At 65.5% G+C, this 24450-nt stretch carries 25 protein-coding genes; 8 read left to right on the forward strand and 17 right to left on the reverse strand.

Features of this window, described 5'->3' with window-relative positions:
* Positions 1-46 precede the first annotated feature (46 nt).
* The 9 genes from AC0IXR_RS01970 to AC0IXR_RS02010 form a co-directional block, all read right to left on the reverse strand.
* On the reverse strand, positions 47-2101 hold the full coding sequence (locus AC0IXR_RS01970) for a family 2A encapsulin nanocompartment cargo protein cysteine desulfurase (protein WP_471759573.1): 2055 nt from the start codon (positions 2099-2101) through the stop codon (positions 47-49).
* Positions 2088-3479: a family 2B encapsulin nanocompartment shell protein gene (locus tag AC0IXR_RS01975; RefSeq protein ID WP_420604603.1), complete on the reverse strand. Its 1392-nt coding sequence runs from the start codon at positions 3477-3479 to the stop codon at positions 2088-2090. The genes AC0IXR_RS01970 and AC0IXR_RS01975 overlap by 14 nt, the downstream gene beginning before the upstream one ends.
* A gap of 350 nt (positions 3480-3829) precedes the next feature.
* Positions 3830-4708, reverse strand: a complete 879-nt coding sequence (cysE, locus tag AC0IXR_RS01980) for a serine O-acetyltransferase (RefSeq protein ID WP_207409942.1) — start codon at positions 4706-4708, stop codon at positions 3830-3832.
* A gap of 57 nt (positions 4709-4765) precedes the next feature.
* A complete protein-coding gene (locus tag AC0IXR_RS01985; RefSeq protein WP_056423545.1) occupies positions 4766-4957 on the reverse strand; it encodes a hypothetical protein in 192 nt (63 codons plus the stop codon).
* A gap of 494 nt (positions 4958-5451) precedes the next feature.
* Positions 5452-6231 carry a molybdopterin-dependent oxidoreductase gene (locus AC0IXR_RS01990; protein ID WP_471759576.1) on the reverse strand — a complete coding sequence of 260 codons (780 nt, stop codon included), beginning with the start codon at positions 6229-6231 and terminating at the stop codon, positions 5452-5454.
* The gene (locus tag AC0IXR_RS01995) at positions 6228-6875 is read right to left on the reverse strand and encodes a cytochrome b/b6 domain-containing protein (RefSeq protein ID WP_471759578.1); all 648 of its coding nucleotides are present in this window, start codon (positions 6873-6875) and stop codon (positions 6228-6230) included. Before AC0IXR_RS01995 ends, AC0IXR_RS01990 begins: the two co-directional genes overlap by 4 nt.
* 109 nt (positions 6876-6984) lie before the next feature.
* Positions 6985-7584, reverse strand: a complete 600-nt coding sequence (locus AC0IXR_RS02000; protein ID WP_056423549.1) for a hypothetical protein — start codon at positions 7582-7584, stop codon at positions 6985-6987.
* 121 nt (positions 7585-7705) lie between these two features.
* Entirely contained in the window at positions 7706-8326 is a 621-nt protein-coding gene (locus AC0IXR_RS02005; RefSeq protein WP_311274295.1) for a hypothetical protein, read from the reverse strand.
* Positions 8327-8477: 151 nt separating this feature from the next.
* On the reverse strand, positions 8478-9338 hold the full coding sequence (locus tag AC0IXR_RS02010; RefSeq protein ID WP_311274294.1) for a universal stress protein: 861 nt from the start codon (positions 9336-9338) through the stop codon (positions 8478-8480).
* A gap of 364 nt (positions 9339-9702) precedes the next feature.
* Between AC0IXR_RS02010 and AC0IXR_RS02015 the strand changes: the two genes are divergently transcribed.
* Positions 9703-10404 (forward strand): DUF4142 domain-containing protein, encoded by a 702-nt coding sequence (locus tag AC0IXR_RS02015; RefSeq protein ID WP_471760223.1) that lies wholly within the window; start codon positions 9703-9705, stop codon positions 10402-10404.
* Between the two features lie 162 nt (positions 10405-10566).
* Here the strand turns inward: AC0IXR_RS02015 and AC0IXR_RS02020 are convergent, their stop codons facing one another.
* The 3 genes from AC0IXR_RS02020 to AC0IXR_RS02030 form a co-directional block, all read right to left on the reverse strand.
* Positions 10567-11238, reverse strand: a complete 672-nt coding sequence (locus AC0IXR_RS02020; protein WP_056423555.1) for a carbonic anhydrase — start codon at positions 11236-11238, stop codon at positions 10567-10569.
* Between the two features lie 144 nt (positions 11239-11382).
* Positions 11383-11973, reverse strand: coding sequence for an NUDIX hydrolase (locus tag AC0IXR_RS02025; protein WP_471759580.1), 591 nt, complete (start codon positions 11971-11973; stop codon positions 11383-11385).
* A 9-nt stretch (positions 11974-11982) separates the two neighbouring features.
* Positions 11983-12735, reverse strand: coding sequence for a DUF429 domain-containing protein (locus tag AC0IXR_RS02030; RefSeq protein WP_471759582.1), 753 nt, complete (start codon positions 12733-12735; stop codon positions 11983-11985).
* Positions 12736-12849: 114 nt separating this feature from the next.
* Between AC0IXR_RS02030 and AC0IXR_RS02035 the strand changes: the two genes are divergently transcribed.
* The 3 genes from AC0IXR_RS02035 to AC0IXR_RS02045 all read left to right on the forward strand — a co-directional run bounded on the left by AC0IXR_RS02035 (position 12850) and on the right by AC0IXR_RS02045 (position 14621).
* Positions 12850-13248 carry a DUF3775 domain-containing protein gene (locus AC0IXR_RS02035; RefSeq protein ID WP_056423558.1) on the forward strand — a complete coding sequence of 133 codons (399 nt, stop codon included), beginning with the start codon at positions 12850-12852 and terminating at the stop codon, positions 13246-13248.
* Between the two features lie 214 nt (positions 13249-13462).
* Positions 13463-14140 carry a transglutaminase-like cysteine peptidase gene (locus tag AC0IXR_RS02040; protein WP_471759583.1) on the forward strand — a complete coding sequence of 226 codons (678 nt, stop codon included), beginning with the start codon at positions 13463-13465 and terminating at the stop codon, positions 14138-14140.
* A gap of 115 nt (positions 14141-14255) precedes the next feature.
* Positions 14256-14621 carry a hypothetical protein gene (locus tag AC0IXR_RS02045; RefSeq protein WP_419952011.1) on the forward strand — a complete coding sequence of 122 codons (366 nt, stop codon included), beginning with the start codon at positions 14256-14258 and terminating at the stop codon, positions 14619-14621.
* Positions 14622-14690: 69 nt separating this feature from the next.
* On the opposite strand, the gene AC0IXR_RS02050 is transcribed toward AC0IXR_RS02045, so the two are convergent.
* Positions 14691-16922 carry a putative bifunctional diguanylate cyclase/phosphodiesterase gene (locus AC0IXR_RS02050; protein WP_471759584.1) on the reverse strand — a complete coding sequence of 744 codons (2232 nt, stop codon included), beginning with the start codon at positions 16920-16922 and terminating at the stop codon, positions 14691-14693.
* A gap of 745 nt (positions 16923-17667) precedes the next feature.
* On the opposite strand from AC0IXR_RS02050, the gene AC0IXR_RS02055 reads away from it, so the two are divergent.
* The 3 genes from AC0IXR_RS02055 to AC0IXR_RS02065 all read left to right on the forward strand — a co-directional run bounded on the left by AC0IXR_RS02055 (position 17668) and on the right by AC0IXR_RS02065 (position 20422).
* Complete coding sequence (locus tag AC0IXR_RS02055; RefSeq protein WP_207409969.1) at positions 17668-18555, forward strand: HpcH/HpaI aldolase/citrate lyase family protein; 888 nt, start codon at positions 17668-17670, stop codon at positions 18553-18555.
* Positions 18552-19052, forward strand: a complete 501-nt coding sequence (dut, locus tag AC0IXR_RS02060; RefSeq protein WP_056423567.1) for a dUTP diphosphatase — start codon at positions 18552-18554, stop codon at positions 19050-19052. The genes AC0IXR_RS02055 and dut overlap by 4 nt, the downstream gene beginning before the upstream one ends.
* Positions 19053-19360: 308 nt before the next feature.
* A complete protein-coding gene (locus tag AC0IXR_RS02065) occupies positions 19361-20422 on the forward strand; it encodes an HD-GYP domain-containing protein (RefSeq protein ID WP_311274287.1) in 1062 nt (353 codons plus the stop codon).
* Between the two features lie 13 nt (positions 20423-20435).
* Here the strand turns inward: AC0IXR_RS02065 and fabI are convergent, their stop codons facing one another.
* The 4 genes from fabI to fabA all read right to left on the reverse strand — a co-directional run bounded on the left by fabI (position 20436) and on the right by fabA (position 23564).
* On the reverse strand, positions 20436-21263 hold the full coding sequence (fabI, locus tag AC0IXR_RS02070) for an enoyl-ACP reductase FabI (protein WP_056423568.1): 828 nt from the start codon (positions 21261-21263) through the stop codon (positions 20436-20438).
* 165 nt (positions 21264-21428) lie between these two features.
* Positions 21429-21551, reverse strand: coding sequence for a hypothetical protein (locus AC0IXR_RS02075; RefSeq protein WP_281435301.1), 123 nt, complete (start codon positions 21549-21551; stop codon positions 21429-21431).
* A 109-nt stretch (positions 21552-21660) separates the two neighbouring features.
* Positions 21661-22887, reverse strand: coding sequence for a beta-ketoacyl-ACP synthase I (gene fabB / locus AC0IXR_RS02080; protein WP_311274286.1), 1227 nt, complete (start codon positions 22885-22887; stop codon positions 21661-21663).
* Positions 22888-23006: 119 nt separating this feature from the next.
* Positions 23007-23564, reverse strand: a complete 558-nt coding sequence (gene fabA / locus AC0IXR_RS02085) for a 3-hydroxyacyl-[acyl-carrier-protein] dehydratase FabA (RefSeq protein WP_056423573.1) — start codon at positions 23562-23564, stop codon at positions 23007-23009.
* Positions 23565-23869: 305 nt separating this feature from the next.
* Between fabA and irr the strand changes: the two genes are divergently transcribed.
* A complete protein-coding gene (gene irr / locus AC0IXR_RS02090; protein WP_056423575.1) occupies positions 23870-24376 on the forward strand; it encodes a Fur family transcriptional regulator Irr in 507 nt (168 codons plus the stop codon).
* The last annotated feature ends 74 nt before the right edge of the window (positions 24377-24450 follow it).

The raw sequence follows: 24450 nt of genomic DNA on the forward strand, positions 1-24450 counted from the left end.
ACCGACCGGGCCGAATGATGTCGCATCGCGTTCTCGGATCCCGACGCTATCGGCGCGGCAGGCTGTGGAGCCCCTTCAGGAAGGCGTCGACGTCCGCGCGGGTGTTGTAGAAGGCCAGCGAGGCGCGCACCGACTGGTCGACGCCGAAGCGGCGCAGGGCCGGCAGGGCGCAATGGTGGCCCGAGCGCACGGCGATGCCGCGGGCGTCGAGGTGCTTGGCCACCGCTTCGTTGTCATGCCCGTCGATGACGAAGGACATGACGCTGGCTTTCTGTCGCGCGGTTCCGATCAGGCGCAGGCCCTTCACCTCGGCGAGCCCGGCTTGCGCGTATTCGAGCAGGTCATGCTCGTAGGCGGCGATGCCGGGAAGGCCGACGCTCTCGAGGTAGTCCAGGGCTGCGCCGAGCCCCACCGCTCCCGCGATGTCCGGCGTGCCCGCCTCGAACTTCTCGGGAACGCCCTTGTAGACCGTCTTCGAGAAGGTGACGTCCTCGATCATGTGGCCGCCGCCCTGCCACGGAGGCATCGCCTCCAGCAGCGCGCGCTTGCCGTACAGGGCGCCGATGCCCGTCGGCCCGAACACCTTGTGCCCGGAGAAGACGAGGAAGTCGGCGTCCAGCGCCTGCACGTCCAGGGGAATGTGCGGCGACGATTGCGCCGCATCCACCAGCACCGGCACCCCGTAGGCATGCGACAGGGCGATGATCTCACGGACCGGGTTGATGGTGCCCAGAGCGTTGGCCACATGGGTGAGCGAGACGATCTTGGTGCGGCCCGACAGGAGGGTCGCGAACTGCTCGAAGATGATCTCGCCGCGATCGTCCACGGGAATCACGCGCAGGGTCGCCCCGGTCGCCTGGGTGAGGAGCTGCCAGGGGACGATGTTGGCGTGATGCTCGATGGTCGAGATGATGATCTCGTCGCCCGGGCCGATATTGGCGCGACCGTAGGAGTTGGCGACGAGGTTGATCGCTTCCGTGGTGCCCCGGAGGAAGATGATCTCGTCCGTCGAGGCGGCGTTGATGAAGCGACGCACCTTCTCGCGCCCGCCCTCGAACAAGTCCGTGGAGCGCGCCGCAAGGGTGTGAGCGGCCCGGTGAATGTTCGAGTTGTGGCGAGCGTAGAACTCGGACGTCGCGTCGATGACGCTCTGCGGCTTGTGGGTGGTGGCCGCATTGTCGAGCCAGACCAGCGGATGCCCGTTGATGCTCTGGTGCAGGGCCGGGAAGTCCTTGCGCACCCGTTCCACGTCGAAGGGGGCCGCCACCGGGCTGGAGCCCTGCGACGAGACATGGGGCGCATGGCCGGGGCGAGGCTCGTGGCGAGTCGACGGGGCGGGCGCGGCGTTGCCCGTCCGGCTGCGGTCGGTCAGGAAGTAGTACTCGCCCGACGAGAACGGCTCGTCGGCGATCTCCACCTTCCCACCTGCATTCGGAGAAGTCCGGCCGGCGCAGGAGACTGTCTCCAGCGAGGCGTCCGGACGCGAGGCGTTCTGGCCCCGATGACCGGGCGCTTCCGGCACCAGGGACGGCGCGAACCCATGCGCGAAGGCATTGGCGCGCGGGTGGTCCTTGGCGATCGTGGCGTGGAGATCGTGGCCGCCTGGGAGGAAGGCGGCGACATCGGCGACGCTCGGCACGAAGAACTCGGGCAGGCCCCCACGGGGAGCCTGGGCCTCGGGATGGACCGAGGGAAACGCCGAAGGCTGCGCGAAGCCCGGACCGGTGAGGCCGGGAAGGCCGACCGGAGGTGCACCGAACGAGCGGGCGGCCAGCGCCGAGGCGTCGGGCTGGAGGCCCGACGGCGCGGAGCCCGAGGGGATCGACGGCGTGCCGAGATCCGCTTTGGGGGCGAAGGCCTGGGGGGCGATCGGGTGGCCGAAGCCTTGGGGCGCATTCTCCAGGGCTTGCGGCAGCTGTGGGGTGGCCTGCGGCGCTTGCGGCGTCTGCGGCAGGGTGGGAGTCAGGGGCGCGGACGCCGCCTGACCCTGACCGTAGATCTCGCGGGCGAGGCGCCCGACGAGATCCGCATGCGCCGTGTCACCGAACACCCCCGTAGGGAGACTGCCCGTGGGGAGGCCCGGCGCGTTAGGCGTAGTCATGGTAGTTGCCCAGCAGCACGTTATCGAGGCGTGCGATGGCGTCTTCCACCAGCACCGCAGCCGAGAAGTAGCGGGTCACGAGGTGCGAGGCGATGGAATGGTCGTTGGTGCCCATGTAGCGCACCGACAGGCCGGTCTCGATCTCGCCGGTGACGCCGGATTTCTGCAGGCCGACCACGCCCTGTTCGCCTTCGCCGACGCGGAGCAGCAGGATCGAGGTGGTCTGGGCGCCGGACACCGGGTCGATGTCGATGGGGAGCTTGTCGCTCGGCACGATCGGAACGCCGCGCCAGGTGAGGAAGGGCGAGCCGAACAGGTGGATCACCACCGGGGGCACGCCGCGGCGGGTGGCTTCACGACCGAAGGCTGCGATGGCGCGGGGATGGGCCACGAAGAAGGCGGGCTTCTTCCAGACCAGGGTCAGCAACTCGTCGAGATCGTCCGGGGTGGGCGGGCCGCCACGGGTGGGGATGCGCTGGCGCTGGCTGACTTCGTGGAGGAGGCCGAACTCAGAATTGTTGAACAACTCCCACTCTTCCCGCTCCTTCACGGCATCGACCGTGAGGCGGATTTGCTCGCGCAGCTGGTCGATCTCGTTGGAATAGAGATCGGTGACGCGGGTATGGGTGTGGAGGATCGTCTGGATCGTGGAGAGGTGGTACTCGCGCGGGTTCACTTCGTAATCGACGAAGGTCGTGGGCAGGCGCGGCTCGCCGGTATGGACCGCCAGAAGCTCGATTCCCTGCTCGCCCTCGCTGTTGGTGTGGCCCTTGAGGCGGTCACGCTCTTCCACGAACTGGGAGATGCGCGAGCGGATGCCCTCGTCCTCGATGGAGGAGCGGTCGAGGGTGAGGAGCGTCACCGCCGAGAGCGCCTTCACGGCGGGGGCGGGGGCGTTCTCGCTCACAAGGTCGCTGTCGCCGAAATAATCGCCACCGGTGGCGAGGCCCTGGCGCAGGCGGTTCTTGAACGGGCCCGACAGGGTCAGCTCGACCGTACCCTCGGCCACGACGGTGAGGCTGCGGCCGGTAGAGCCCTCCTCGGCGATGACGTCGCCCGCCTTGTGCTGGGAGACGGTGAACTTGGAGGCGAGGGCCGACAGTTCGTTGTCGCCGAGACGGCTGAACAGCGGGACGCTGCGCAGGGAGGCCGGGCGGACGGTGCGGGTGCCGCCGTCAGTGGCGAATTCGATGCGGCCGGGCTTGGCCAGCACCACCGCGCGGCGGTTGACCCGGTAGACGCCGCCGGCGACGTCGACAAAGGGCAGCAGGCGATGGAACCAGCGTGGGGTATTGGCCGCGTTCTGGACCGAAGTGACGGTCGCCGTCGCGAGATTGCGTGCCGCCGAGGCGCTCACGCTCAGACCGGGTCCACTCATCGGGGTTTATCTCCGTATTCCGGCAGGAGGCAGCGATCAGCCGCGACGCGGCAAGACCGCATCGGAACCGCACCAGTCGCGCGTCCGCTTTCGCCATTGAATGATCTTGGGCTGATCTTGCCCATAATCCGCTGCATCAGACAAATCGTCGCTGCAGGGATGGGTTGTGTCTAACTGTTGTTATAGAAACGGGTCAACGGAATTAATTTCTATATTTTTTGGAGATCTTAGATCAGATATTCTATTCGCTGACTTATATGACAATGCTGATCTCTCGTTCGCCAAATCGAGAGATTTTTAATCCACCCCGAGGGGGTTCGGCGAAAACCAAGAGCTGAAAAATCGTTTCGCTAGATCCCGTCGCCGAAGAACTGATCCATGCTTTGTGCGGGATCTTCGGCCGTGACGATCCGTGAGACGACGCGGGCCGGCACGCCCGCCACAGTGGTGTGGGCGGGAACGTCGTGCAGCACCACAGCGGCGGCGGCGACCTTCGCGCCTTCGCCGACGCGGATGTTGCCCAGCACCTTGGCTCCGACGCTGAGCAGAACCCCGCGTTCGATCTTGGGGTGCCGGTCGCCGCTTTCCTTGCCGTTGCCCCCGAGGGTAACCGATTGCAGGATCGAGACGTCATCGGCGATCACCGTGGTCTCGCCGATGACGACCCCGGTGGCGTGGTCGATGAACACCCCCGAGCCGATTCGCGCGGCCGGGTGGATATCGGCTCCGAACACCTCGGAGATTCGGCTCTGGATATGCAGCGCGAGGGTGACGCGGCCCTGGTGCCAGAGCCAATGGGCGACGCGGTAGCCCTCCAGGGCGGCAAGACCCTTGTAGAACAGAAAGGGGTCGAGGTAGCGCCGGCAGGTGGGGTCGCGCTCGCGGATGGCGACCAGGTCGCGCACCGCATGGTCGCCCGCGTAAGGATCGGCCTGGAAAGCCGAGAGGCAGAGGTCGCGGGTGGAAAGGCGGGCGAGATCACCGTCGCCGAGACGGTGGGCGAGCCTATAGGCGAAGGCGTGGATCAGGCTCGGCTGGTCGAGGACCGTGGCCTGGATGATTCCGGCATAGAGCGGCTCCTCGATCAGCGCGGCCTCGGCCTCGGCGCGCATGGCGCTCCAGACGTCGGATTCGGCCGTGGTCCGGCTCACATTGCGCAGAGGCGGGCGCAGGATGTTGCTGTTCGGATGATCGCCGGAACGGCGCGAGGCTTGGGCACCGGCAGTCATATGTCTCGCGTCCTGGGCGGGCTCGGACGAGCCCTGTCATGATCAAAGAGTTAGAGATCAGCCGACGCGCTGGAACAGCGTCGCAATGTAGCCCACGAGCAGGCCGTGGCCTTCGAAGTGAACGTCCACGGCCTGGGCGCCACCGGCCGCGGGAAAGACATCCACAATGCGTCCGGTGGCATGGCGCCAGATTCCGAGTGCTTCGGCGACATCGAGCCTCGCAAACACGACCTGATCTCCGAGAACCATCACTCGCTCCTACGGGCGTCGTCTTCTATGTGGGAGGACCGTCATCCGGCGGGCCTCGGCCTCGAGGGGGCGGCGGCAGGGACGGGATCTGGATTTATGGACCACTAGCAGCGCCCGCGACGCTGCCGTAGTTTCGCTCCGTCCGGCGCCCGCCTTGCAGGCCGCTCTGCAGCGGCGGCGACGTTCATCGCTGCCGGACAGGCGTTGATATCGGCGGGGGGCGACTCGAAGTGGCTCGGCACGGATATCCCATCGAAGCTCAGCGCCCGGACGCGATAGTCCTGGCAAGCATTTCGCGGAGAAACGATGTTCTCTACGGCTTGGATGTAGTGTGCCTATTATGACCCTCCCGGGTCAACGAGAGGGATTTTCAAAGTCCAGGTGCTTCTGGAAAGATCCTCCCCCATCCTCATCAAGCTGGAGCAGGCTTGTGCTTTTAGAGCCCGAGACGATATCTGGACCAACCGCCGGCCCCAGCGCGCCGGGCCCCAGGGTCAGATGCCGCTGAACCAATTGTAGCCCTGATCCTCCCAATAGCCGCCGGGATCATCATTGGTCGCGAACACCGATACGATGTGTTTGGGGCTCTTGAAGCCGAGCTTCGTCGGCACGCGCACGCGGAGGGGATAGCCATATTCGAGGGGCAGCGGCACACCGCCGAAATCCAGTGCCAGGACGGTCTGCGGGTGGAGGGCGCTCGGCATGTCGAGGCTGCCGTAATAGCGGTCGGCACATTTGAAGCCGACATACTTCGCGGTGAGGTCGGCACCGACCCGTTCGAGAAAAGACCTCAACGGTACGCCGCTCCACTGGCCGATCTGGCTCCAGCCCTCGATGCAGATATGCCGGGTGATCTGGCTCTCCTGCGGCAGGGCGCGCAGTTTTCGTAGAGTCCAGGGTGTCTTGTCGGCCACGAGGCCGCCGACATCGAGCTTCCACGTCGCCTCGTCGATCTCGGGGATGTTGTCCGGTGGGTAGTAGGCGTTGAAGCGGAACGGCGTGTCGATCATGCTCGCCGGATAGGTCGGCGCGAGGGTGTTCGGATCGAACAGCCAGGCCTGGACCCGGTCGTTGGCCCGCGACATCGCCCAGAGCGCCCGGTCGATCACCGTGCCGTTGGCCCCGGTGGAGAGGTCGCAGCCCGAGAGCAGCGACAGGGCGCCGAGCGACAGGCCGGAGCGTAGGAACAGGCGGCGCTCCAGCTTCACCAGTTCCGGCTGGATCTCGCGGCGGAGCCCGCTCAGGCGTTTCGCCTCGTTCTCCTCACGGCTCATGAGCGTGCCTCCACCGGATCGACGGGGATACGGGCGCGGCCGGTGATCATTGCCACGAGGGTCCGCGGCACCAGGATCACCAGCGCGAGATGGAGCAAAATGAAGCCGACGAGGCCGGACATGGCGAGGAAATGGACGCGCCGTGCCGCTTCATAGCCGCCGAAGAGATTGGCCAGCGCCTGCAGTTGGACCGGCTTCCACAACGCGAGCCCCGAGGCGAGGAGCAGGATGCCGAGGAGGAACGCCACCAGATAGGCGAGCCTTTGCACTGCATTGTACTGGCCGATCCGGTGGGTCAGGCGCAGCTTCAGGGCGGCCGTGGCATCGCGCCAGAACGCCGCCGGGCTCACCGGCAGGAACGAACGCGCGAAGTGACGGGAGAGTAGGCCGTAGAGCGCGTAGATGAGGCCGTTCAGGGCGAACAGCCACATGGCGGCGAAGTGCCAGGCGAGCGCCCCGCCGAGCCATCCGCCGAGAGTCGCCCATTTCGGGAATACGAAGGGGAAGAGCGGAGAGGCATTATAGATCGCCCACCCGCTGAACAGCATACAGAACACCGCGATCGCGTTGATCCAATGTGTCACGCGCACAAGGAGGGGGTGGATCACCACAACGCGCGAGTGGCCGGTGGCAGACGGTGACATCGCGTGTTCGACCTTTGACATGCATCTCGAACGGCGTTTCGCGTACCCCGCCCACTCCCATTTGCTCCGCCGGTACCCTCCCCCATAGAGAGGGGAGGGCACAACGCCGTCACATCGATGGAACGGTCCCGTTGCGGCCAACGATCAGGATCACGGCGGAGGGCTTTCCATCGGCGCCCTTCTTGGTGAAGGCGACGACCTTCGCCCCGTCGACGACGATGGATTTGTCGCCCGGATCGACCTGGGTCACCGGCACGTCTTCCGGTACTGTCACCTTCTTCTCCCCGCCCTGATACTTGACCAGCAGGCTACGACCCTCGGTGCCGGAGATCGTTCCGATGGCGCCGTTGGTCATGGTGGAGTTGGAGCCGAGATCCCACGGATAATGGCCGTCGGCCGTGCCGCGCAGGGACGAGGCGAAGACGGTGACCTGCAGTGCCTTCTGCGTTCCATCCGGCTGCGGGATCGCCGCCGTGCCGATGTAACTGTCGGGCTTGATGTCGGAGAGCCTGCCGGTGGAAGCCGCCAGCACCTTCACATCCGGCGCCATGCTCACCGTCAGCGACTCCCCGACGCGCGGCTTGATGGTGACGACCGCCCCGTCGACCTTCTCGATGGTCCCGCGATAGCGCGTGATGTCATCGGCCCGCGCGGCGGTGGCCGTCATGGCGAGCGTCAAGGTGAGCGTCGTCAGAAAGGACTTGAGCATGGCGTGCCCTCAAGGCGTGGGAGTTCGGCGTCGTAGTACCCGAGGCAGGCGGCAGGAATCACACCTCGGTGCCGGGGCTGCGCCGATGCCCCGGACGATCAAAGTCGCGCTGAGGCGCGGGTCACATCGGCGGGACGGTACCGTTCTCGCCGACAATCAACCGGTCGGCCACGACCGCGCCGGTTGCATCCGCCTTGGTGATCGCCACCACGCGGGCGCCTACCTTGATGGCGGACTTGTCCGACGGGTTCAGGGCGACGATCGGCACGTCCTCGGGGACAGTGATGGTCTTCTCGCCGCCCTTATAGGTCACGGTGATCGTGCGGCCGGCAGTGCCCGTGAGCGCGCCCACTGCGCCGTTCGTCATCGTGTTTTCCTTCTCGAGATCCCACGGATAATGACCGTCGCCGGTCCCGCGCATGCTCGGAGCGAAGACGGCGACTTCGAGGGCCTTGAGGGTACCGTCGGCCTGAGGCGTCGCGGCGGTGCCGATATAGCTGTCGGGCTTGATGTCGCCGATCTCGGCCTTGCTGGCTGCCGCTACCTTCATCGCATCGGCGAACTTGACCGATACGGATTGTCCGATCCGGGGCTTGATCGTCACGTGGTCGCCCTCGACGGCCTCGATCGTGCCCCGGACGCGAACCACCGCGGGATCGGCGAGGACGGAGGAAGTCGTTGCCGGCAGGCCCGAGAGGAGGCCGAGGCACAGCGTGCCGACCGTGATGATCCGTCGTGTCATGAAATGCCTCGCGGTGGAGCCGTCCCGGTTCTCGGAACCGGGCCGAACACTTCCCCCATTGCGGCGGAAAGCGCTTCGACAACGCGCAGGGTGGCATCGGGTTCGTATGCGCACAAATCAATTGCGCGCTATCAGGGAGCGACCGATGCTGTCAGTGCGCCATCAGCATCGGCATGGTGGCATGGGCGAGGACATGGCTGGTTGCCCCCCCGAAGATCATCTGGCGCAGGCGGCTCTGCGTGTAGGCGCCCTTGATCAGAAGATCGCAGCCGAAATCCCGAGCCTCATTGAGGAAGATGTCTCCGGGTGTGCGCCGACCCTCGGAGAAGGCCTTGTGGTCTGCGAAGATTCCCTCGCAGGCGAGCGCCTTGGCCAGATCCTCCGCGCTCGGGCCCGGTACCATGCCGCCCTCCGCGCTGATGATGCGGATGCGGGACGCTTTCCGCAGGAATGGCATGGCGAAGGCCACAGCCCGGGCGGTCTCGCTCGACCCGTTCCAGGCGATGAGGATCGCGTCGCCTACGCTCGTCGGAGGCGTGGGCGGCGCCAGCAGGATCGGCCGGCCGCTCTCGAACAACGCCGTTTCGAACGTCGTCATGCGCGGAGCGCCGTCGCCCGTGCCCGGGCGCCCGACCACGGTGGCGGTGAACAAACGGGCGTGATGGCCGAGGAATGCATCGCCCGCCGGTACGTCCGGCCGCCAGCGGTAGCGTGTTCCGGCGCTGGCCACGAATTCCGGGGTGCACGGACCCTCGGTCGCCACGGGAATACCGGCGTCGACGAGGAAATCGACGAAGCGCTTCCCGGCGGCCTCGGCCTCGGCCTTGTCGGCTTCTTCGTCGCGCAGCCATGTCATGCCGCCGACCATGTCCACCGGCACGTATTCGGCGAGCGCCGGCCGCAGGGAAATTCCCTCGATCAAGCTACCGAATCGACGTCCGACCAGAAGCGTCGTGGCGAATACCGAGGGCAGGGCGTCATGGAGCGCCACCGGAACGAGCAGGGTCTTCATCGCCGGGAGCCTCCATCCACATCAACGTCGTCGGGGCGGCAGGCTAGAGCGGTTTCGCGTTCGGGAAAACTCTGCCTCCCCGTGAACCCACGCTTTTTCTGCGGCGTAGGGGAAGATGGCGCGCCGTGGGGGGCTCATCGTAGGTGCCGGGTGTATCGATAAAGCTTGGCTATAAGACGGTGTGCATCCTGGTTCTATGATGATGAACGTCAGTAGAATGCCCGCATGCGGAACGACATTTGTTTGGAACCCAACGGTTGACGTATCGTTGTCCGCCAAACGTGGCGTTGTTGGTCATGCCGATCTGCATAACTGCGATCCTGACCGCCGCCCAGACGTTTTCAGATCCTATCCAGAGGTTCTCATCATGAACAAGTACGTTGCGTTCTCCGCTATTGCCGTCGCCATGGCGACCCCCGCCGCCGCACAGACCATGTCCGGTGATTTCCGCCTGCAGGCGATGCAGGCCAATGCGTTCGAGGTTCAGTCCAGCCAGCTCGCGCTGTCGAAGAGCCGCAACCCTCAGGTGATCCGTTTCGCCCGTGACGCCGTGCGCGACCACCGCGCCGCCAACGTGGCCCTGGCCGGCGGCGAACGCACCTTTGCCGGTAACGGCGGCCCCAGTGGTCTGATCGGCGCCCCGCTGGCGATTGCCGGCGGTGCAGTCGGCGCGGCCACGGGCGCTGCCACCGGCGTCGTCGCCGGTACGCTGAGCGGTGGCCCGGTCGGTGCCGTCGAGGGAATCGGTAGCGGCGCGAGCCGTGGCGCCGCCGCTGGTAGCCAGGCTTTCAACGGCGACGTCGATACCACCGCCGGCACCACCATGGTCCCGGTCAACCCAGAGCAGCAGGCGATGCTCGCGGAACTCGCCGCTGCCCCGGCCGGCCCGCGCTTCGACCGCCTCTACGGCCAGGTCCAAGTAAAGTCGCACGAGATGTCGATCGGCATGTACCAGTCCTATGCCCAGACTGGCACGAACCCTGCGCTTCGCGCCCATGCCGAGCAGGCGCTTCCGGTGCTGCAGCAGCATTACCAGATGGCGCAGCGTCTTCCCGGCGCTCGCTGAAGTCTCGGGACCCGTCGCCGTCCTTCGGAGCGGCGGCGCTATCCTTTGCAACGAGAAACGCCGGGCTGGCGAGGCCCGGCGTTTCTTCGTGAATCGACTTGGCTGATCGACTTGGCTGAAACGACCGCCCCCGTATCCATTCAGATACGGGGGCGAATCTGCTCAGACTTCGCTGCTATGCATCAGGGAGGCGGGCGTCATCGGCTTCCCCCCACCATCGACGGCGGGCTCGAAATCCCCCGTCTCGGGATTGCGCAGGCGAAGCTCGCCATGAGCGATGCCGAAATGCGCGCCATGGAGCGCCAGGCGGCCGTCGGCGACGCGCTCGCGGACGAAGGGGAACGTCAGCAGATTCTCGAGGCTCTGAGCCACGGTCGCGTATTCGAGGCGGGTCAGGTGATCCGGCCCCTTCTGAACCTTGAGCTTCTCCTCGGCTCCCTTCACCAGGGATACCCATTTGCCGATGAAGTCGCTCGTGGATAGCGGGCCCGGCGGGTTGGCATAGGCCTTGATGCCGCCGCAGGTGGCGTGGCCCAGCACGACGATGTGCTTCACTTCCAGAGCCTGTACGGCGAATTCGATGGCCGCCGACGTGCCATGATACTCGCCGCCCTCCTCGAAGGGGGGAACGAGGTTCGCCACGTTGCGGATGATGAAGAGTTCGCCCGGTCCGGTATCGAAGATGACTTCCGGCGAAACGCGGCTGTCACAGCAGCCGATCAGCAGGACTTCCGGATTCTGGCCTTTGGCCAGTGCGGCGTAGCGTTTGGCCTCGTCCGACAAGCGTCCATCGAGGAACGACCGGTATCCTGTGGTCAGCTTTTCTGGAAACATGCGTTTGCCTTCCTTGAGCGTTGTTGTTGAGGGCAGCCGTAGCGGCCCGGTTATCGACACGTAGCTTTGGCAGCCACGGCCCGTGCCATACTTGGTTCCGACGCCTGGCCTAGCCCAGCTTCCGGTGGATGGCCCGGTGCGGGTTCACACCTTATGCCAAGCCAGCATGACAGGTGGATCGGGCCGCTCACCGTTCGCGATGCGTCTGGCGATGCGAGCGAGGCCCGCCGGCTCGATCCGTTCGCCGGTGGCGTCCAACTCGTCGAGCGTCCACCAGCGCGTACCGAGGACCGTGCTGTCCTCGGTTTCGGCGAGGCGTGTGGTATCCACTTTGTCATTCGGCAAACGCACCACGAAATAGCGTTCGCGGGCATCGCGCAGCAGCGGGAACAGCAAGAACGGCCCATTGCAGGCGGCAACCTGTGGGCCGATCTCGGCATCGAAAACCCCGATTTCCTCGCCCAGTTCCCGGAGGCAGGCTTCCGCGTGGCTTTCGCCGGGTTCCAAACCCCCACCCGGCATGAACCAGAAAGTTCGATCCTCCGGCTTCGAGGGATCGATCGGCCGTTGCGCCTCGTACGCGATCAGGAGCAGCCGGTCCCGCGGGTCGAAGACGAGGGCACGTGCCGCGTCGCGAAGGGGAGTGGCGAGAATCTCCTCCCTGCGAAACCCATGAATGAGAGCCTCTTCGTTTGAGGAGCGTCCGGGTACTTCGGTCGTCGGAAGGTGAATCATGGTCAAGGTTTAACAGGGAATCGGACCATGACCAGCGGGAGCCCAGATCACCACGGGCAGACCGTGCCGGTCGCGTCCCGGCGGATCGGGCAGTGGGATGGCGCGTCCGAGAAAGATGTCGCGGGCCACCACCAAAGCGGCGAGTGCGTCGAGGTGGTCGTCGGCCCCTACGCCCCGTGGTCGCGCCGCATCCACCAGCGAGGCGGGAAGGCCGACGTTTCGCAAAAGCGCGCGGCGTTCCGCCAGCCCCACCTGCCGCTCGGGTCCCTTCTTGGCGGATGTGAGGGGCCGGTCACCGTTGAGGCGGCGAAACGCCACCTCCGGGTGAACCTCGTGGATCACGAGGCGGGCTTCAGGTCGCGAGAGAAGGAGGTCATCGACTTCGCGGATGTAGCGGGTGATGTTCCAGCATTGAATGGAGGGCGCGAAGGGCGGTGTGCTGGCGGCGCGGGAGAGAGCCTTGGCCTCCTCGTAGCTGCCGGCATGAACAGCCGCGCGCGGCGGTACCGGGAAGACGCTCGATCTCCCGCCCGCGAGATAGGCCCTGGCCGCGCTGTCGGCCACGCGACCCCCACCTTCAATATGGTCTGGCAAGCCGATCGGGACGTCGATCCCGATGCAGACCGGCGCCTCCGGACCGTCGAGGAGATCGGCGACGCGGGTGAACCGCATCGCGCGGTAGCGGCCGGGATCATCCAGATCGAGGAGGACGCCCGCCCAGGCGCCTCGGCAGCCATCGAGCCCGGCGATCCAGCGCGTCACGCGAACCGTGGCGGCTCTGGCGGGTTGACGCTGCTCAAGGACGGCGCCCCACGAGGGCCGTCGCGTCCGGCCAGGAAACGCCGCCGCCGGCGGTGCGCATCACAGGATCGTCTCATGGATATCGCCGTCGACAAGGTCACCGAGATCATTCTCCGGGTCAGGGCACTGGACGTGAAGGAAGGACCGACCGATCCCGACTCAGGCTCCAACCCGATCGATGACGGCGCCACCGACGTCCTCACGTCGAGCGCCGACGATGCCACGGAATCGGAGATCCGCTCCATGATCAACGGTCTCAACGATGACGAGCGGGCCAACCTCCTGGCTCTTCTCTATGTCGGACGTGGCGACATGGAAGCCGAAGAATGGGGGGAGGCGGTCCGCTTCGCCCGCGAACGCGAAGCCGTTGGCGAAGGCGCCCTGCGCGAGATCATGGGCTCGCCCGATGCCGGTGACCTCCTCGACGAAGGACTCGCCGCCCTCGGCATCAGCCAGGACATCCCCGACGCGTAGGGCGTCTCGGGCCGCCGCACCCTGCCACGGCTCAGCCGGGTAGTGTGCGGCGCGCAGTCGGTGCGGACCCTCGTGGCGCCCGTGCAACGTCCCCCGGCTTTCGCCGCGATATCCTGAAATCCACAGCGTTAACCTTTTCTTAACCCGCCGATTGCCGTTCCCCCGTGGCCGTGAGACGTTCGTTAACAACAGATTAACGGGACGAGCGGCGGCCATGCGGATCGCGATTTCGAAGTTCCACGATGCGGTCGTCTCCCTTAGGCGGGCGATTGGGCGTTTGAGCCTGGTTTCGGGTGTCGCGTTCGCGTCCCTCGCCGCCGTGCCGGACGTCGCTTCCGCTCAGACGCTGGCCTCTCTCCCCAATGTGCCAAGCGCCATCTCGACCGCCGGCGCAGCCCGCCCCATCAGCGCCTGGGTCACGTTCTGCGAGACTTATGCCGCTGAATGTGCGGTCAATGCCGCCGAGCCGGCCATGATCACGCTGACCCCGGGGATCTGGAACACCATCGTCTCGGTGAACCGCCGCGTGAACAAGTCCATCCGCGCCGTCACCGACATGGAGCAACTCGGCGTCGCCGACCGCTGGGACCTCGCGGAATCCGGCGCTGGCGATTGCGAGGATTTTCAGCTTCTGAAGCGCAAGTTTCTCGCCGAGGCCGGCCTGCCGCGCCGGGCCATGCGGATGACCGTGGTCATCGACGAGAAGGGGGAGGGACATGCCGTCCTGACCTTGATCACCGACCGCGGCGATCTCGTCCTCGACAACAAGACCAACAATGTCCTTCCCTGGCGCCAGACCGGCTACACCTTCATCAAGCGCGAAAGCCAGAGCTCCATGGCCTGGGTTTCCCTCGGCCGCGCCGCGTCGCCGGTGACGACGGCCAACAGATAGAGAGCATGGTCCCGGATGCGGCAGCATCCCGTCGAGGGATCGCTTCAAAGGCGATGAATTAGCGACTTGTTAAGCTTGGATGGGCGAGGGTGACCGGGTTCGGGAAACTCTCCTCATGACAAAGCTGAGCCGCGTGTCCGCAGGCATCCTGCTGGCTGCCCTGGTCCCGTTGTCCTGCATATCCCAGGCGTCGGCCGAGAATCCTCATGTCTCAGCGCAGGATTCCGAAGTCGCCACCCTGCATTCGTCCTGGCGCGGATGCCTTCAACGCCATTTCGGCCTGCAAGCCGTCCTGACGAGCCGGACGTTCGCCGCTGAATCCGCCGTGAAATCCTGCCGCGGCAGTGAAGCGGCGTATCTCGCCGCCCTGTCCACCTCTCCCCTGCTGGACGACGAGGATGTGTCGCGGGTCCGCCCGGCCCTGATCCAGCGCGCCAAGGGCTGGCTTCTCCAGAAGGCCAGCGCGACTCGCCCCCTCTGAGCCCCAGCCGCGCGATCGACGCCTCTCCGCGTGACCGCTGGGCCCACTGCGGGTTGATACAAGGTTCCGTCAGGCCGCTTTCGGTCCGGTTCTTCCTTCCATCCGCATGCTCGTGACGAGGGCGGCCAGCGCCTCGGCTGACATGGACCGGCCATAGAGATAGCCTTGCCCCTCGCGGCAGCCCATCATTCGCAGCATCATATCCTGCTCGATCGTCTCGATTCCCTCGGCGATGACGTCGAGGCCAAAACTCTGAGCCATGCCGAGTACCGCCCGCACGATCTCGGCGTCATGGCGGTCGGTGAGGATGTCGCGGATGAAGCCACGGTCGATCTTCAGCCGTGTCAGCGGGAAGCGCTTGAGCGAGCTGAGCGAGGCATACCCGGTGCCGAAATCGTCGAACGCGATGGAGACCCCGTGACGGTGCAAGTCGCGCAACGGGTTCAGCAGGGTGTCGTCGGCCTGCAGGGCGATCCGTTCCGTCACCTCGATCTCGAGGAGGCTCGGTGGCACGGCGTGACGCTCGAGCGCAGCGATCACCTCGCCCGCCAGCCGGCCTTTCCTCAATTGAGCGCCGAACAGGTTCACGGCGATCCGCAGGGGCGGGAGGCCGAGAGAGCGCCAGATGGCGGATTGCCGGCACACATCGTTGACGATCCAGTGGCCGACGGAGGCCGCGAGGGGATGGGCTTCGAGGGCGTCGATGAAGGTGGCAGGTAACAGCAGGCCGCGGCTGGGATGCGCCCACCGCAGCAGGGCTTCCGCACCGATGATCCGACCGGAATCCAGATCGACCTGCGGCTGGTAGTGCAGCACTAGTTCGGAATGCTCCACTGCCCGGGTCAGTTCGTCGTTCAGCGCCCGGCGGGCGACGACCGCGCTACGCATGGATTGTTCGAACAGACGGAAGCAGCGCCGCCCGTCCCGCTTGGCCTGATAGAGCGCCAGATCCGCATCGGCGATCAACTCGTCGCGGGCGGCGCCGGGACCACCAATCGCCGCTCCGATGCTGAGGCCTACATGGAAGACGTGTCCCGCCACAGGGAACGGGGTCTGGAAGATCTCGAGGATTCTCGCGGAGAGGGTTTCCGCTTTCAGCGGGTTGCCCTGTCCCGGCAGGAGAAGAGCGAATTCGTCCCCGCCGAAACGCGCCACCGTAATTTCGGGCGTGACGCAGGACGACAGCCGTATCGCCACAGCCTGGAGTAACGCGTCTCCGACGGCGTGCCCAAGACTGTCGTTGACTTCCTTGAAGCCGTCGAGATCGAGCAGCATCACCGTGGCGTAGCGGTCCGTCGAGAGGCTTCCATCCAGGCGCTCGTCGAAAAGAGCACGGTTGGTGAGGCCGGTCAGCTTATCGTGATGGGCCAGCTGGAGCAGTTTGGCGTCGCGGGCGCGCCACTCGCTGATGTCGCGGATGAGCGCTCCCATCCCGATCCCGCCGGGCTCCTGCCAGAGCGACATCGAGAATTCGATGGGGAACGTGCTGTCATCGCGATGAAGGGCCATCAACTCGATGGTGCGGCCAGCGAGATGTGACGCGTTCCCGGCGGCGATCCGTCGAAATCCCGCCGCGTGAGCGGCCCGGAGCGGTTCGGGAATGATGATTTCGATGGGCCGCCCGAGCATCTCGCCCGCACCATGCCCGAACAGGATCTCAGCCGCGGGATTGCAGAAGGCGATCGTACCCGCGCCATCGACGACCAACAGGGCATATTCGGCAGCCTTGGCGAACCCGAACACCGCGGCGTTGGCCGATTGCGTCCGATGGTTTTCCAGTCTGTCCATCACGAGGCCGGCGAAGTCCGCGAGCCTGTCCCGGTCTGCTTCGTCGAAATCTGCATGCGGCTCGGTATCGAGCACGCAGAGTGAGCCGATCCGGTGGCCGTCGCCTGTAATCAGAGGGGCGCCCGCGTGGAAGCGGACATCCGGCAGATCGCGAAAGAGGCCGCCATCCCGGTGGCCCGGCGTGCCGTCACCCTCGTTGACGACCACGACACCGGAACGCGCGATGATTTGTTCGCAGGGAAGGCCATGCCGCGGCATCCGCTGCAGGTCGACGCCGATCCGGGCTACGAGCCACGAGAACTCCTCGTCGATGAGAGAAACCCAAGCGATCGGCATCCTGAGGCTCGACGCGGTCAGTCTGACGATGCGGTCGAGGCCGGCATCGGAGCCCGCGCCGATCATGCCGCAGGAGCGCAGGGCGGCGAGCCTCGCGGCTTCCTGTGTCGGGCAGTGTCGGTCATCGATTGCGGCGGGTGCCGATGGTCTCGGGAACATGGCGTCGGCACCGATCATGAACGGTTTCCACCATCGTACGCTATCAAATGCTAACGGACCTTCCAACGCATTGGGTGGTATCGACGTCGGCGGCCTCGTCAAAGAGCAGTTTCGAGAGATCGGGTGAGGATGACGGGAAGTTTTCGCGCACGGGTCTTTTCGCCTGGCCCACATGCCCCCCCAGGTCGAAACGGACCACGCGATATGAACTTAAATGCCGAACCCGATGACGGTTCCGCCGGAGCTTGGCTTTGTGTTCGACCCACCGCTAATGCTTTGCCACTATTGCTCTAGCGCTTTTCGCCCGTGGTGGGGCGGGGCTAAAAATAACTGAGATTATACTAAAATCTGTTAACCTTCGAGGAATTTGGCGCCACCACAATCCGCCGGGGCGACTTGAATGATAACTATTGTTCATCCAGTTTTCGTTCAGCGGAGGTCAATCATGGCGCATTCGATCTACGTCCGAAGAATTGGCAGTGACGGCGAAAGCTCCTGGAAGACGCTGGCCCATGCCATTCAGACCCGGAGCGAAGCGGTTTTGCTCGCTCGAAGATTGGCATCCTCGTATCCGGAATCCGGGGCGAATCCGTTCAAGCGGGTGTTCTGGTTTCGAGACCGGACCGGCCTGCACGAAATCCGAGCGGCGCCCGAGCATCGGGTCTCGGACGGTCCCGCCACAGTGTGAGAGCTTGAAACCGGAGAGGGCGAGCGGTATCGCCGGCCGTGCATCACGCCACGGCTTCAGGGAAATCGACGCCCCATGACCGACATCCGTCCGCGTCGCAGCGTCCTTGCCATGCCCGGTTCCAATCCGCGGGTTCTGGAAAAGGCGCGCGGCCTGCCCACCGACGTCGTGATGATCGACCTCGAAGACGGCGTCGCACCCGAGATGAAGGCGGAGGGACGGGACGCCGTCGCCGCCACCGTGGCCTCCCGGCCCTATGGCCGGCGCGAGGTCGCGGTGCGGATCAACAGCCTCGACACCCAATGGGGTGAGGCCGACCTCGCCCGCATCGCGCCGGCGGGACCGGACGCGATCGTGATTCCGAAAGTCTCCGGCCCCGATGCCCTCGTGTCGATCGGCTCTCGCCTGCGCCGGCTCGGAGCTCCGGACCATACCCGTGTCTGGGCCATGATCGAGACGCCTCTGGCCATCCTGCACATCAACGAGATCGCCAGCGCCGCCCGCGACGTGGATACGCGCCTGTCATGCCTGCTCGTCGGGCCGAACGATCTCGCCAAGACCAGTAGGGTCCGGCTCGGAGTACCGGGCCGTCCGGCCCTGATGCCCTGGCTGATGAACGTGGTCATGGCGGCACGGGCCTACGAGATCGACGTGATCGACGGCATCTACAATGCATTCCGAGACGAGAGCGGATTCCGCACCGAATGCGAGCAGGGTCGCGATAGCGGGTTCGATGGCAAGATGCTGATCCATCCCGGCCAGATCGCCACCGCCAACGAATTGTTCGGCCCCTCGGAGGATGAGATCGAGGAGGCGCGCGCAATCATCGCTGTCTTCGCCGAGCCGGAGAACCGGACGCGCGGGGCCATCGCGTTCCGTGGCCGGATGATCGAGCGGCTCCATGCGGTAGAGGCGTCCCGCATCGTCGCGCTCGCCGACGTCATCGCGGCACGGGCGGCGTGAGCGGCGAGTCCGCCGCCCCGACAGTCGGTCTGCTCATCCGCGACAACCGCCTGCGGGAATGGGGTTTTCCGCGCTGGGGGTCGTCAGCGGCGGCGGGGCTCGACCTCCATGCCTGTCTCGACGAGCCCCTGCTCCTTACCCCTCAGGCTCCCCCCGTGCTGATCGCTGCGGGGTTCAGCGTACTGATCCGCGACCCGAACTGGTGCGGCCTCGTCTTCCCGCGCTCCGGCCTCGGACATCGCGAGGGGCTGGTGCTGGGCAACGGGACCGGCGTCATCGACGCGGATTACGAGGGGCCTCTGATGGTCTCGGCCTGGAACCGCAACGCCGACCCGAGGGCGACCATCGTCATCCATCCCGGCGACAGGATCGCGCAACTGGTCTTCACCCGCGTGACACGGCCGGACTTCACCATCGTCGACGCGCTCGATCCAGACGAATCCGAACCCCCATCCGGGCGCGGAGAAAGTGGATTCGGATCGACCGGCCGGCGCTAGAGCTGCGCCCGACCACGTTGGGTCGGGGCACATCTTCAGGCCTTTGTTCTGCCGCGCTCCTTTTTCGCCGAACCGGCATCCACTTCGGCGGAGAGCGCTCAAGAAGCGACACGGGAGGCGGGCCGCGAAGTCAGAGAACTGAGGCGCGATCCTCAGCCGCAATTTCCGTCTATGAGCCTTGTATCCGTGCTTCCGGCGATGGAACGTGCGTCCGTCGCGGACTCGCCCGCGTGCGTTCCGTCTTCCGGATCGTCCGGCAGCCGCCGCTGCTTTCGAAGGTCGGGAGAGACCGTGTTCTGATGCCTGCCATGCCCGCATCCGTAGAGACGGCTTCGGCCCTTATCGCCATCGTCTGCGCCTCTGCGCCGGTCCATCTCGTCCTGAACCTGCGAAGTCTCGATTGCGCCATCCGGCTGGTCACCGGGGCGAAAGCCGCCGCGAGCGACGAACTGTTCCAACCGGCCGATCTCGTCATCGTGATGCACGATCCCGACAGCGGGATCGATGGTTCGGCCGTGATCCGGGACCTGCGCGCCTACGGGGGGCACGCCCGCACGGCAATCCTGTTTCTCGGGTCTTCCCCCGCCCTGCGGCGCCCGGCTGTCGAGGCCGGCGCCACCGACGTGATGACCGGATCGATCGATCCACTCGACCTTCAGATCCGGGTCTGCAACCTGCTCGAACTCGCTCTGGCTCGCCAGGTACTCGACCGGCAATCGGATGCGATGAGCCGTGACGTCGACCGTGCCGGCGCCGAGGCTGCCTCACGGGAACGCGAGATCATCCGCCGCCTGATGCTGGCGGCCGAGTTCCGCGACGATCAGGCGGGGGACCACCTCACGCGGGTCGCCGGCTGCGCTATCGCCATCGCCGAGGGCCTCGGATTGTCGGAGGGAGACGCCAACGATATCGCCCTGGCCTCGACCATGCACGACATCGGTAAGATCAGCATCCCCGACAGCATCCTGATGAAGCCGGGACCGCTGAGCCACAGCGAGCGCGAGGAGATGAAGCACCACGCGATCCGCGGCTATCGCATGCTGTACGACAGCCCCTCGCATCTGCTGCAACTCGCCTCCGACATCGCCTTGACCCATCACGAGCGCTGGGATGGCGGCGGTTATCCGCAGGGGCTCAGCACGACGCAGATCCCCCTGGCAGGCCGCATCGTCGCCGTCGCCGACGTGTTCGATGCGCTGATTTCGGAGCGGGTCTACAAGAAGGCCTGGACTCCCGAGGCGGCGCGCCGGCACCTCGAAGAGCATGCCGGAACCCATTTCGATCCCGATTGCGTCGCCGCCTTCGTGTCCCGCTGGGAGGACATTCTCGGGCTGGTGGAGAGCAACCCGCCCGAACCGGCCAGCGCCTGAGCCGGGTGGAGGATCAGGCGTCGGCGACGCCGGCCTCGTCTTGTGCCTGAAGCACGTCGGGCCGGGGCATCGAGATGATGTTGTAGCCGGAATCGACGAAATGGACCTCGCCGGTGACGCCTCCGGAAAGGTCCGAGAGCAGATACACCGCAGATCCGCCCACTTCCTCGAGGGTCACCGTGCGCCGCAGGGGAGCGTGGGCGCGCTGGTGATTGAACATCAGGCGCGCATCGGCGATGCCGGCGCCGGCCAGAGTCCGCATCGGACCCGCTGAGAGGGCATTGACGCGGATTCCCTCCGGGCCGAGATCGCCCGCGAGATAGCGCACGGACGCTTCCAGTGCGGCCTTGGCGACCCCCATGACGTTGTAGTTCGGCATGATCCGGGTCGAACCGCCATAGGTCAGCGTTAGCATCGCGCCACCCTTGCGCATCCGCTTGGCCGCACGCTGCGCGATCTCCGTGAATGAGAAACAGGAGATGACCATGGTCCGCGAGAAATTCTCGCGGCTGGTCACATCGACATAGCGGCCCTTGAGCTGGCCCTTGTCGGAAAAGCCGATGGCGTGGACCACGAAATCGATCCCGTCGGTGAAGCGTTCATCCAGGGTAGCGAACAGCGCGTCCACACTGGCGATGTCCTCCACGTCACAGGGGACCACGATATCGGAGCCGAGGGAGGCGGCCAGCGGCTTCACGCGGCGGCCGAGAGCTTCCCCCTGATAGGTGAACGCGAGTTGGGCCCCGTGCTCATGCAGGGACTTGGCGATGCCCCAGGCGATGGAATGATCGTTGGCGACCCCTAGAATCAGGCCGCGCTTGCCTGCCATCAAACCCGTCATCCGTATCCTCGCATCCCTCGCGCCGAAATGTCAGACAGTTCCGGCCATTGCGAGGACGCTTAGCGCGGGCATCGATGAACTGTCCAATCCCACTGCGAACCGGGACTCGGGTGCCGGCCTTGTACGGATCGACTATCGCGTTGGGCTTGTGGGGATGGCGAGCGATCAAAAATAGCCGCGCGTCTCGTCGAGTGCGGTGTCGAAGAGCGCCTGCTTAGCCCGAATGCAGGCCGTGGCCGCGACACCGAGGCCAGTCAGCGCACTCAAGGAAATCAGGATCATCACCATCACAGACTTTCGGCTCCATCCCGGAAACGCGAAGTCGAATTCGCGGTTCCGAGAAAATGGCCGATATATGGACAGTATGACCCAAGTAGAGCTCGATAAGCTTAGCCGTTCAAGCGTCGATATGCTTCAGGACCAGAGTGGAATTGGTTCCACCGAAGCCGAAGGAATTCGACACGACGTGACCGAGCTGAACGTTGTCGCGGCGCTGCCTGAGGATCGGCATGTCGGCGAAAGCCGGATCGAGTTCGTCGATATGGGCGCTCTCGCAGATGAAGCCGTTCTGCATCATCAGGAGAGAATAGATCGCCTCATGGACGCCGGTGGCTCCCAGCGAATGACCGGTCAGCGACTTGGTGCCCGAGATCGGTGGGCAATCGTCGCCGCGCCCGAAGACCTCGCGGATCGCCTCGATCTCCTTGAGATCGCCCACCGGCGTCGCGGTGGCATGGGGGTTGATGTAATCGATCTTCGCGCCCTTGAGCCCTTCCATCGCCTGCCTCATGCAGCGCACGGCGCCTTCGCCGGAGGGGGCCACCATATCGTGGCCGTCGGAGGTCGCCCCGTAGCCCGCGAGCTCGCCGTAGATGCGAGCGCCGCGTGCCTTGGCATGCTCCAGTTCTTCCAGAACAAGGACGCCGGCACCACCCGCGATCACGAAACCGTCGCGGTTGACATCATAGGCACGGGAGGCGCGGGCAGGGGTGTCGTTGTAGCGCGAGGACATGGCGCCCATGGCGTCGAACAGGACGGAAAGCGTCCAGTCCAGATCCTCGCAGCCGCCGGCGAAAATAATGTCCTGACGCCCGCCCTGAATCACCTCGGCGGCGTTGCCGATGCAGTGGTTGGACGTCGCGCAGGCGGACGAAATCGAATAGTTCACGCCCTTGATCTTGAAGAAAGTCGCGAGCGTCGCCGAGGCCGTCGAGCACATCGCCTTGGGGACGGCGAAGGGGCCGACGCGCTTGGGGCCCTTTTCCCGGGCGAGGTTGGCGGATTCGACGATCGCCTTCGTCGAGGGCCCGCCGGAGCCCATGATGATTCCGGTGCGGTCGTTGGAAACGTCCCCAGCCTCCAAGCCGGCGTCACTGATCGCCTGATCCATGGCGATGTGGTTCCAGGCCGTGCCGCCGCCATGGAAGCGCATGGCGCGCCGGTCGACGATCCCCTCAGGATCGATGCTCGGTCGTCCCTCGACCTGGCTGCGGAAGCCGAGTTCGGCATAGGAGGCCGAGTGGCCGATGCCCGACTTGGCCTCGCGCAGGGAGGCAAGGACTTCCTGGGTGTTGTTGCCGATGGACGAGACGATGCCCATCCCGGTGATCACGACACGCCGCATGGAAACGCTCTTCTCTTTCGCCGAAGCGCCGTCGCACCGACGCGTGTCAGGTAGGATGATGTCGGGGCATTCTCAACCACCGCGATGGCGGTCGGCCCCGAGATGCACCGGCAGCGGGGTTAGCTTTGTGCCTGGAACAGGGCAACCCTCAGATCCTTGGCGTCGTAGATCCGGGCGCCGTCCGCCTCCAGCCAGCCATCGGCGATGCCGAGAACGAGCTTGCCCTGGCGCACGCGCTTGATGTCGATCCCGTAGACGACCTTGCTCACGGTGGGCAGCACCTGGTCGCTGAACTTCACTTCTCCGACGCCGAGCGCCCGGCCGCGCCCTGGGGCACCGAGCCATCCGAGATGGAAGCCCACGAGCTGCCAGAGAGCATCGAGGCCAAGACAGCCGGGCATGACCGGGTCGTTCTTGAAGTGACAACCGAAGAACCAGAGGTCCGGCCGCACGTCGAATTCCGCCAGGACATGACCCTTGCCGAAGGCGCCGCCCTCGGTCCCGATCGAGGTGATGCGGTCGAACATCAGCATTGGCGGCAAGGGAAGCTGCGCGTTTCCGGCACCGAACAGCTCGCCCCGACCGCAGGCCAGCAACTCCTCATGGGAGTAGTGGGAGGCGCGGGGGGCGGTCTGTGCTGAACCGGCGGCGGCGGACGATTCGGGATCGGAAGACATGATCGGTGTGTCGGTCCTTGGTGGAGGGCGCGCTCGAAACGCCGGACATCGCCCTCGAAACATCGGACGCGCATGGCCATCCAGGGCCACGACACGATCCGAGCTCGCGAGCGGCGCTTCGTTAACACAGCGGCTTTGCGCCTCAAAACACCTCGTTTTCGTCGTGTTCAATGGAATGACTTTAAACAAGCCTCATGTTCACACCGCGTGGCCACCCATCAACCAGCTCGGGTTGCGACGAGGGGGGAGGTTCGTATAGAGTTCCCGCTGTATTGTGTTATTTACGTGAGATGTCAGTACCGCCGATGTCCAACTCGCTGCCGCTGCAAGCCATGCTGAACGCTCGTGGCGCTCCCCTCGACGCCGCTTCGGCTGCCGGTCGTCGGGGATGTCCCCTGTCCGACCTGCGCGACCGTTTGCGCCGCTCCGGTCTCCGTCCGACCCGCCAGCGGCTTTCGCTCGGCTGGCTCCTGTTCGGGCGCGGCGACCGCCATCTCACGGCGGAAATGCTCTATGACGAGGCCATGCGCGCCAAGGTGCCGGTCTCGCTGGCAACGGTCTACAATACGCTGCACCAGTTCACCGAGGCTGGCCTGCTACGCCAGTTGGCTCTCGATGGGTCGAAGGCCTATTTCGACACCAACCCGAGTGAGCACCACCACTTCTTCCTGGAAGACGAGGGACAGGTGCTGGACATGCCCGATTGCGGCATCACCGTCGATTCGCTCCCAGATGCGCCCGAAGGCATGGAGATCGCCGGGGTCGAGGTTATCGTCCGCCTGCGCCGTCGGCACGGTGCGCGTCAGTCCTGAACCTCTACGGCCTCCTGCCCGCCATCATGAAAAAGGCCCGGCTCAGCCGGGCCTTTTTCATGTCCGCCGAACTG

It is taken from the genome of Methylobacterium sp. AC832 (assembly GCF_979256025.1).

Bases quoted from the DNA above. Each gene is read 5' to 3' on its own strand.
- AC0IXR_RS02010 (WP_311274294.1), bottom strand. From the start codon at position 9,338: ATGAAGACCCTGCTCGTTCCGGTGGCGCTCCATGACGCCCTGCCCTCG.
- AC0IXR_RS01990 (WP_471759576.1), bottom strand. From the start codon at position 6,231: ATGAGCCGTGAGGAGAACGAGGCGAAACGCCTGAGCGGGCTCCGCCGC.
- AC0IXR_RS01995 (WP_471759578.1), bottom strand. From the start codon at position 6,875: ATGTCACCGTCTGCCACCGGCCACTCGCGCGTTGTGGTGATCCACCCC.
- fabA (WP_056423573.1), bottom strand. From the start codon at position 23,564: ATGTCTTCCGATCCCGAATCGTCCGCCGCCGCCGGTTCAGCACAGACC.
- AC0IXR_RS02075 (WP_281435301.1), bottom strand. From the start codon at position 21,551: ATGGTGATGATCCTGATTTCCTTGAGTGCGCTGACTGGCCTCGGTGTC.
- irr (WP_056423575.1), top strand. From the start codon at position 23,870: ATGTCCAACTCGCTGCCGCTGCAAGCCATGCTGAACGCTCGTGGCGCT.
- AC0IXR_RS02040 (WP_471759583.1), top strand. From the start codon at position 13,463: ATGCGGATCGCGATTTCGAAGTTCCACGATGCGGTCGTCTCCCTTAGG.
- AC0IXR_RS02035 (WP_056423558.1), top strand. From the start codon at position 12,850: ATGGATATCGCCGTCGACAAGGTCACCGAGATCATTCTCCGGGTCAGG.
- AC0IXR_RS02025 (WP_471759580.1), bottom strand. From the start codon at position 11,973: ATGATTCACCTTCCGACGACCGAAGTACCCGGACGCTCCTCAAACGAA.
- fabI (WP_056423568.1), bottom strand. From the start codon at position 21,263: ATGACGGGTTTGATGGCAGGCAAGCGCGGCCTGATTCTAGGGGTCGCC.
- AC0IXR_RS02000 (WP_056423549.1), bottom strand. From the start codon at position 7,584: ATGCTCAAGTCCTTTCTGACGACGCTCACCTTGACGCTCGCCATGACG.
- AC0IXR_RS02055 (WP_207409969.1), top strand. From the start codon at position 17,668: ATGACCGACATCCGTCCGCGTCGCAGCGTCCTTGCCATGCCCGGTTCC.
- fabB (WP_311274286.1), bottom strand. From the start codon at position 22,887: ATGCGGCGTGTCGTGATCACCGGGATGGGCATCGTCTCGTCCATCGGC.
- AC0IXR_RS02065 (WP_311274287.1), top strand. From the start codon at position 19,361: ATGCCCGCATCCGTAGAGACGGCTTCGGCCCTTATCGCCATCGTCTGC.
- AC0IXR_RS01975 (WP_420604603.1), bottom strand. From the start codon at position 3,479: ATGAGTGGACCCGGTCTGAGCGTGAGCGCCTCGGCGGCACGCAATCTC.
- AC0IXR_RS01985 (WP_056423545.1), bottom strand. From the start codon at position 4,957: ATGGTTCTCGGAGATCAGGTCGTGTTTGCGAGGCTCGATGTCGCCGAA.
- AC0IXR_RS02045 (WP_419952011.1), top strand. From the start codon at position 14,256: ATGACAAAGCTGAGCCGCGTGTCCGCAGGCATCCTGCTGGCTGCCCTG.
- AC0IXR_RS01970 (WP_471759573.1), bottom strand. From the start codon at position 2,101: ATGACTACGCCTAACGCGCCGGGCCTCCCCACGGGCAGTCTCCCTACG.
- AC0IXR_RS02050 (WP_471759584.1), bottom strand. From the start codon at position 16,922: ATGATCGGTGCCGACGCCATGTTCCCGAGACCATCGGCACCCGCCGCA.
- AC0IXR_RS02005 (WP_311274295.1), bottom strand. From the start codon at position 8,326: ATGACACGACGGATCATCACGGTCGGCACGCTGTGCCTCGGCCTCCTC.
- AC0IXR_RS02020 (WP_056423555.1), bottom strand. From the start codon at position 11,238: ATGTTTCCAGAAAAGCTGACCACAGGATACCGGTCGTTCCTCGATGGA.
- cysE (WP_207409942.1), bottom strand. From the start codon at position 4,708: ATGACTGCCGGTGCCCAAGCCTCGCGCCGTTCCGGCGATCATCCGAAC.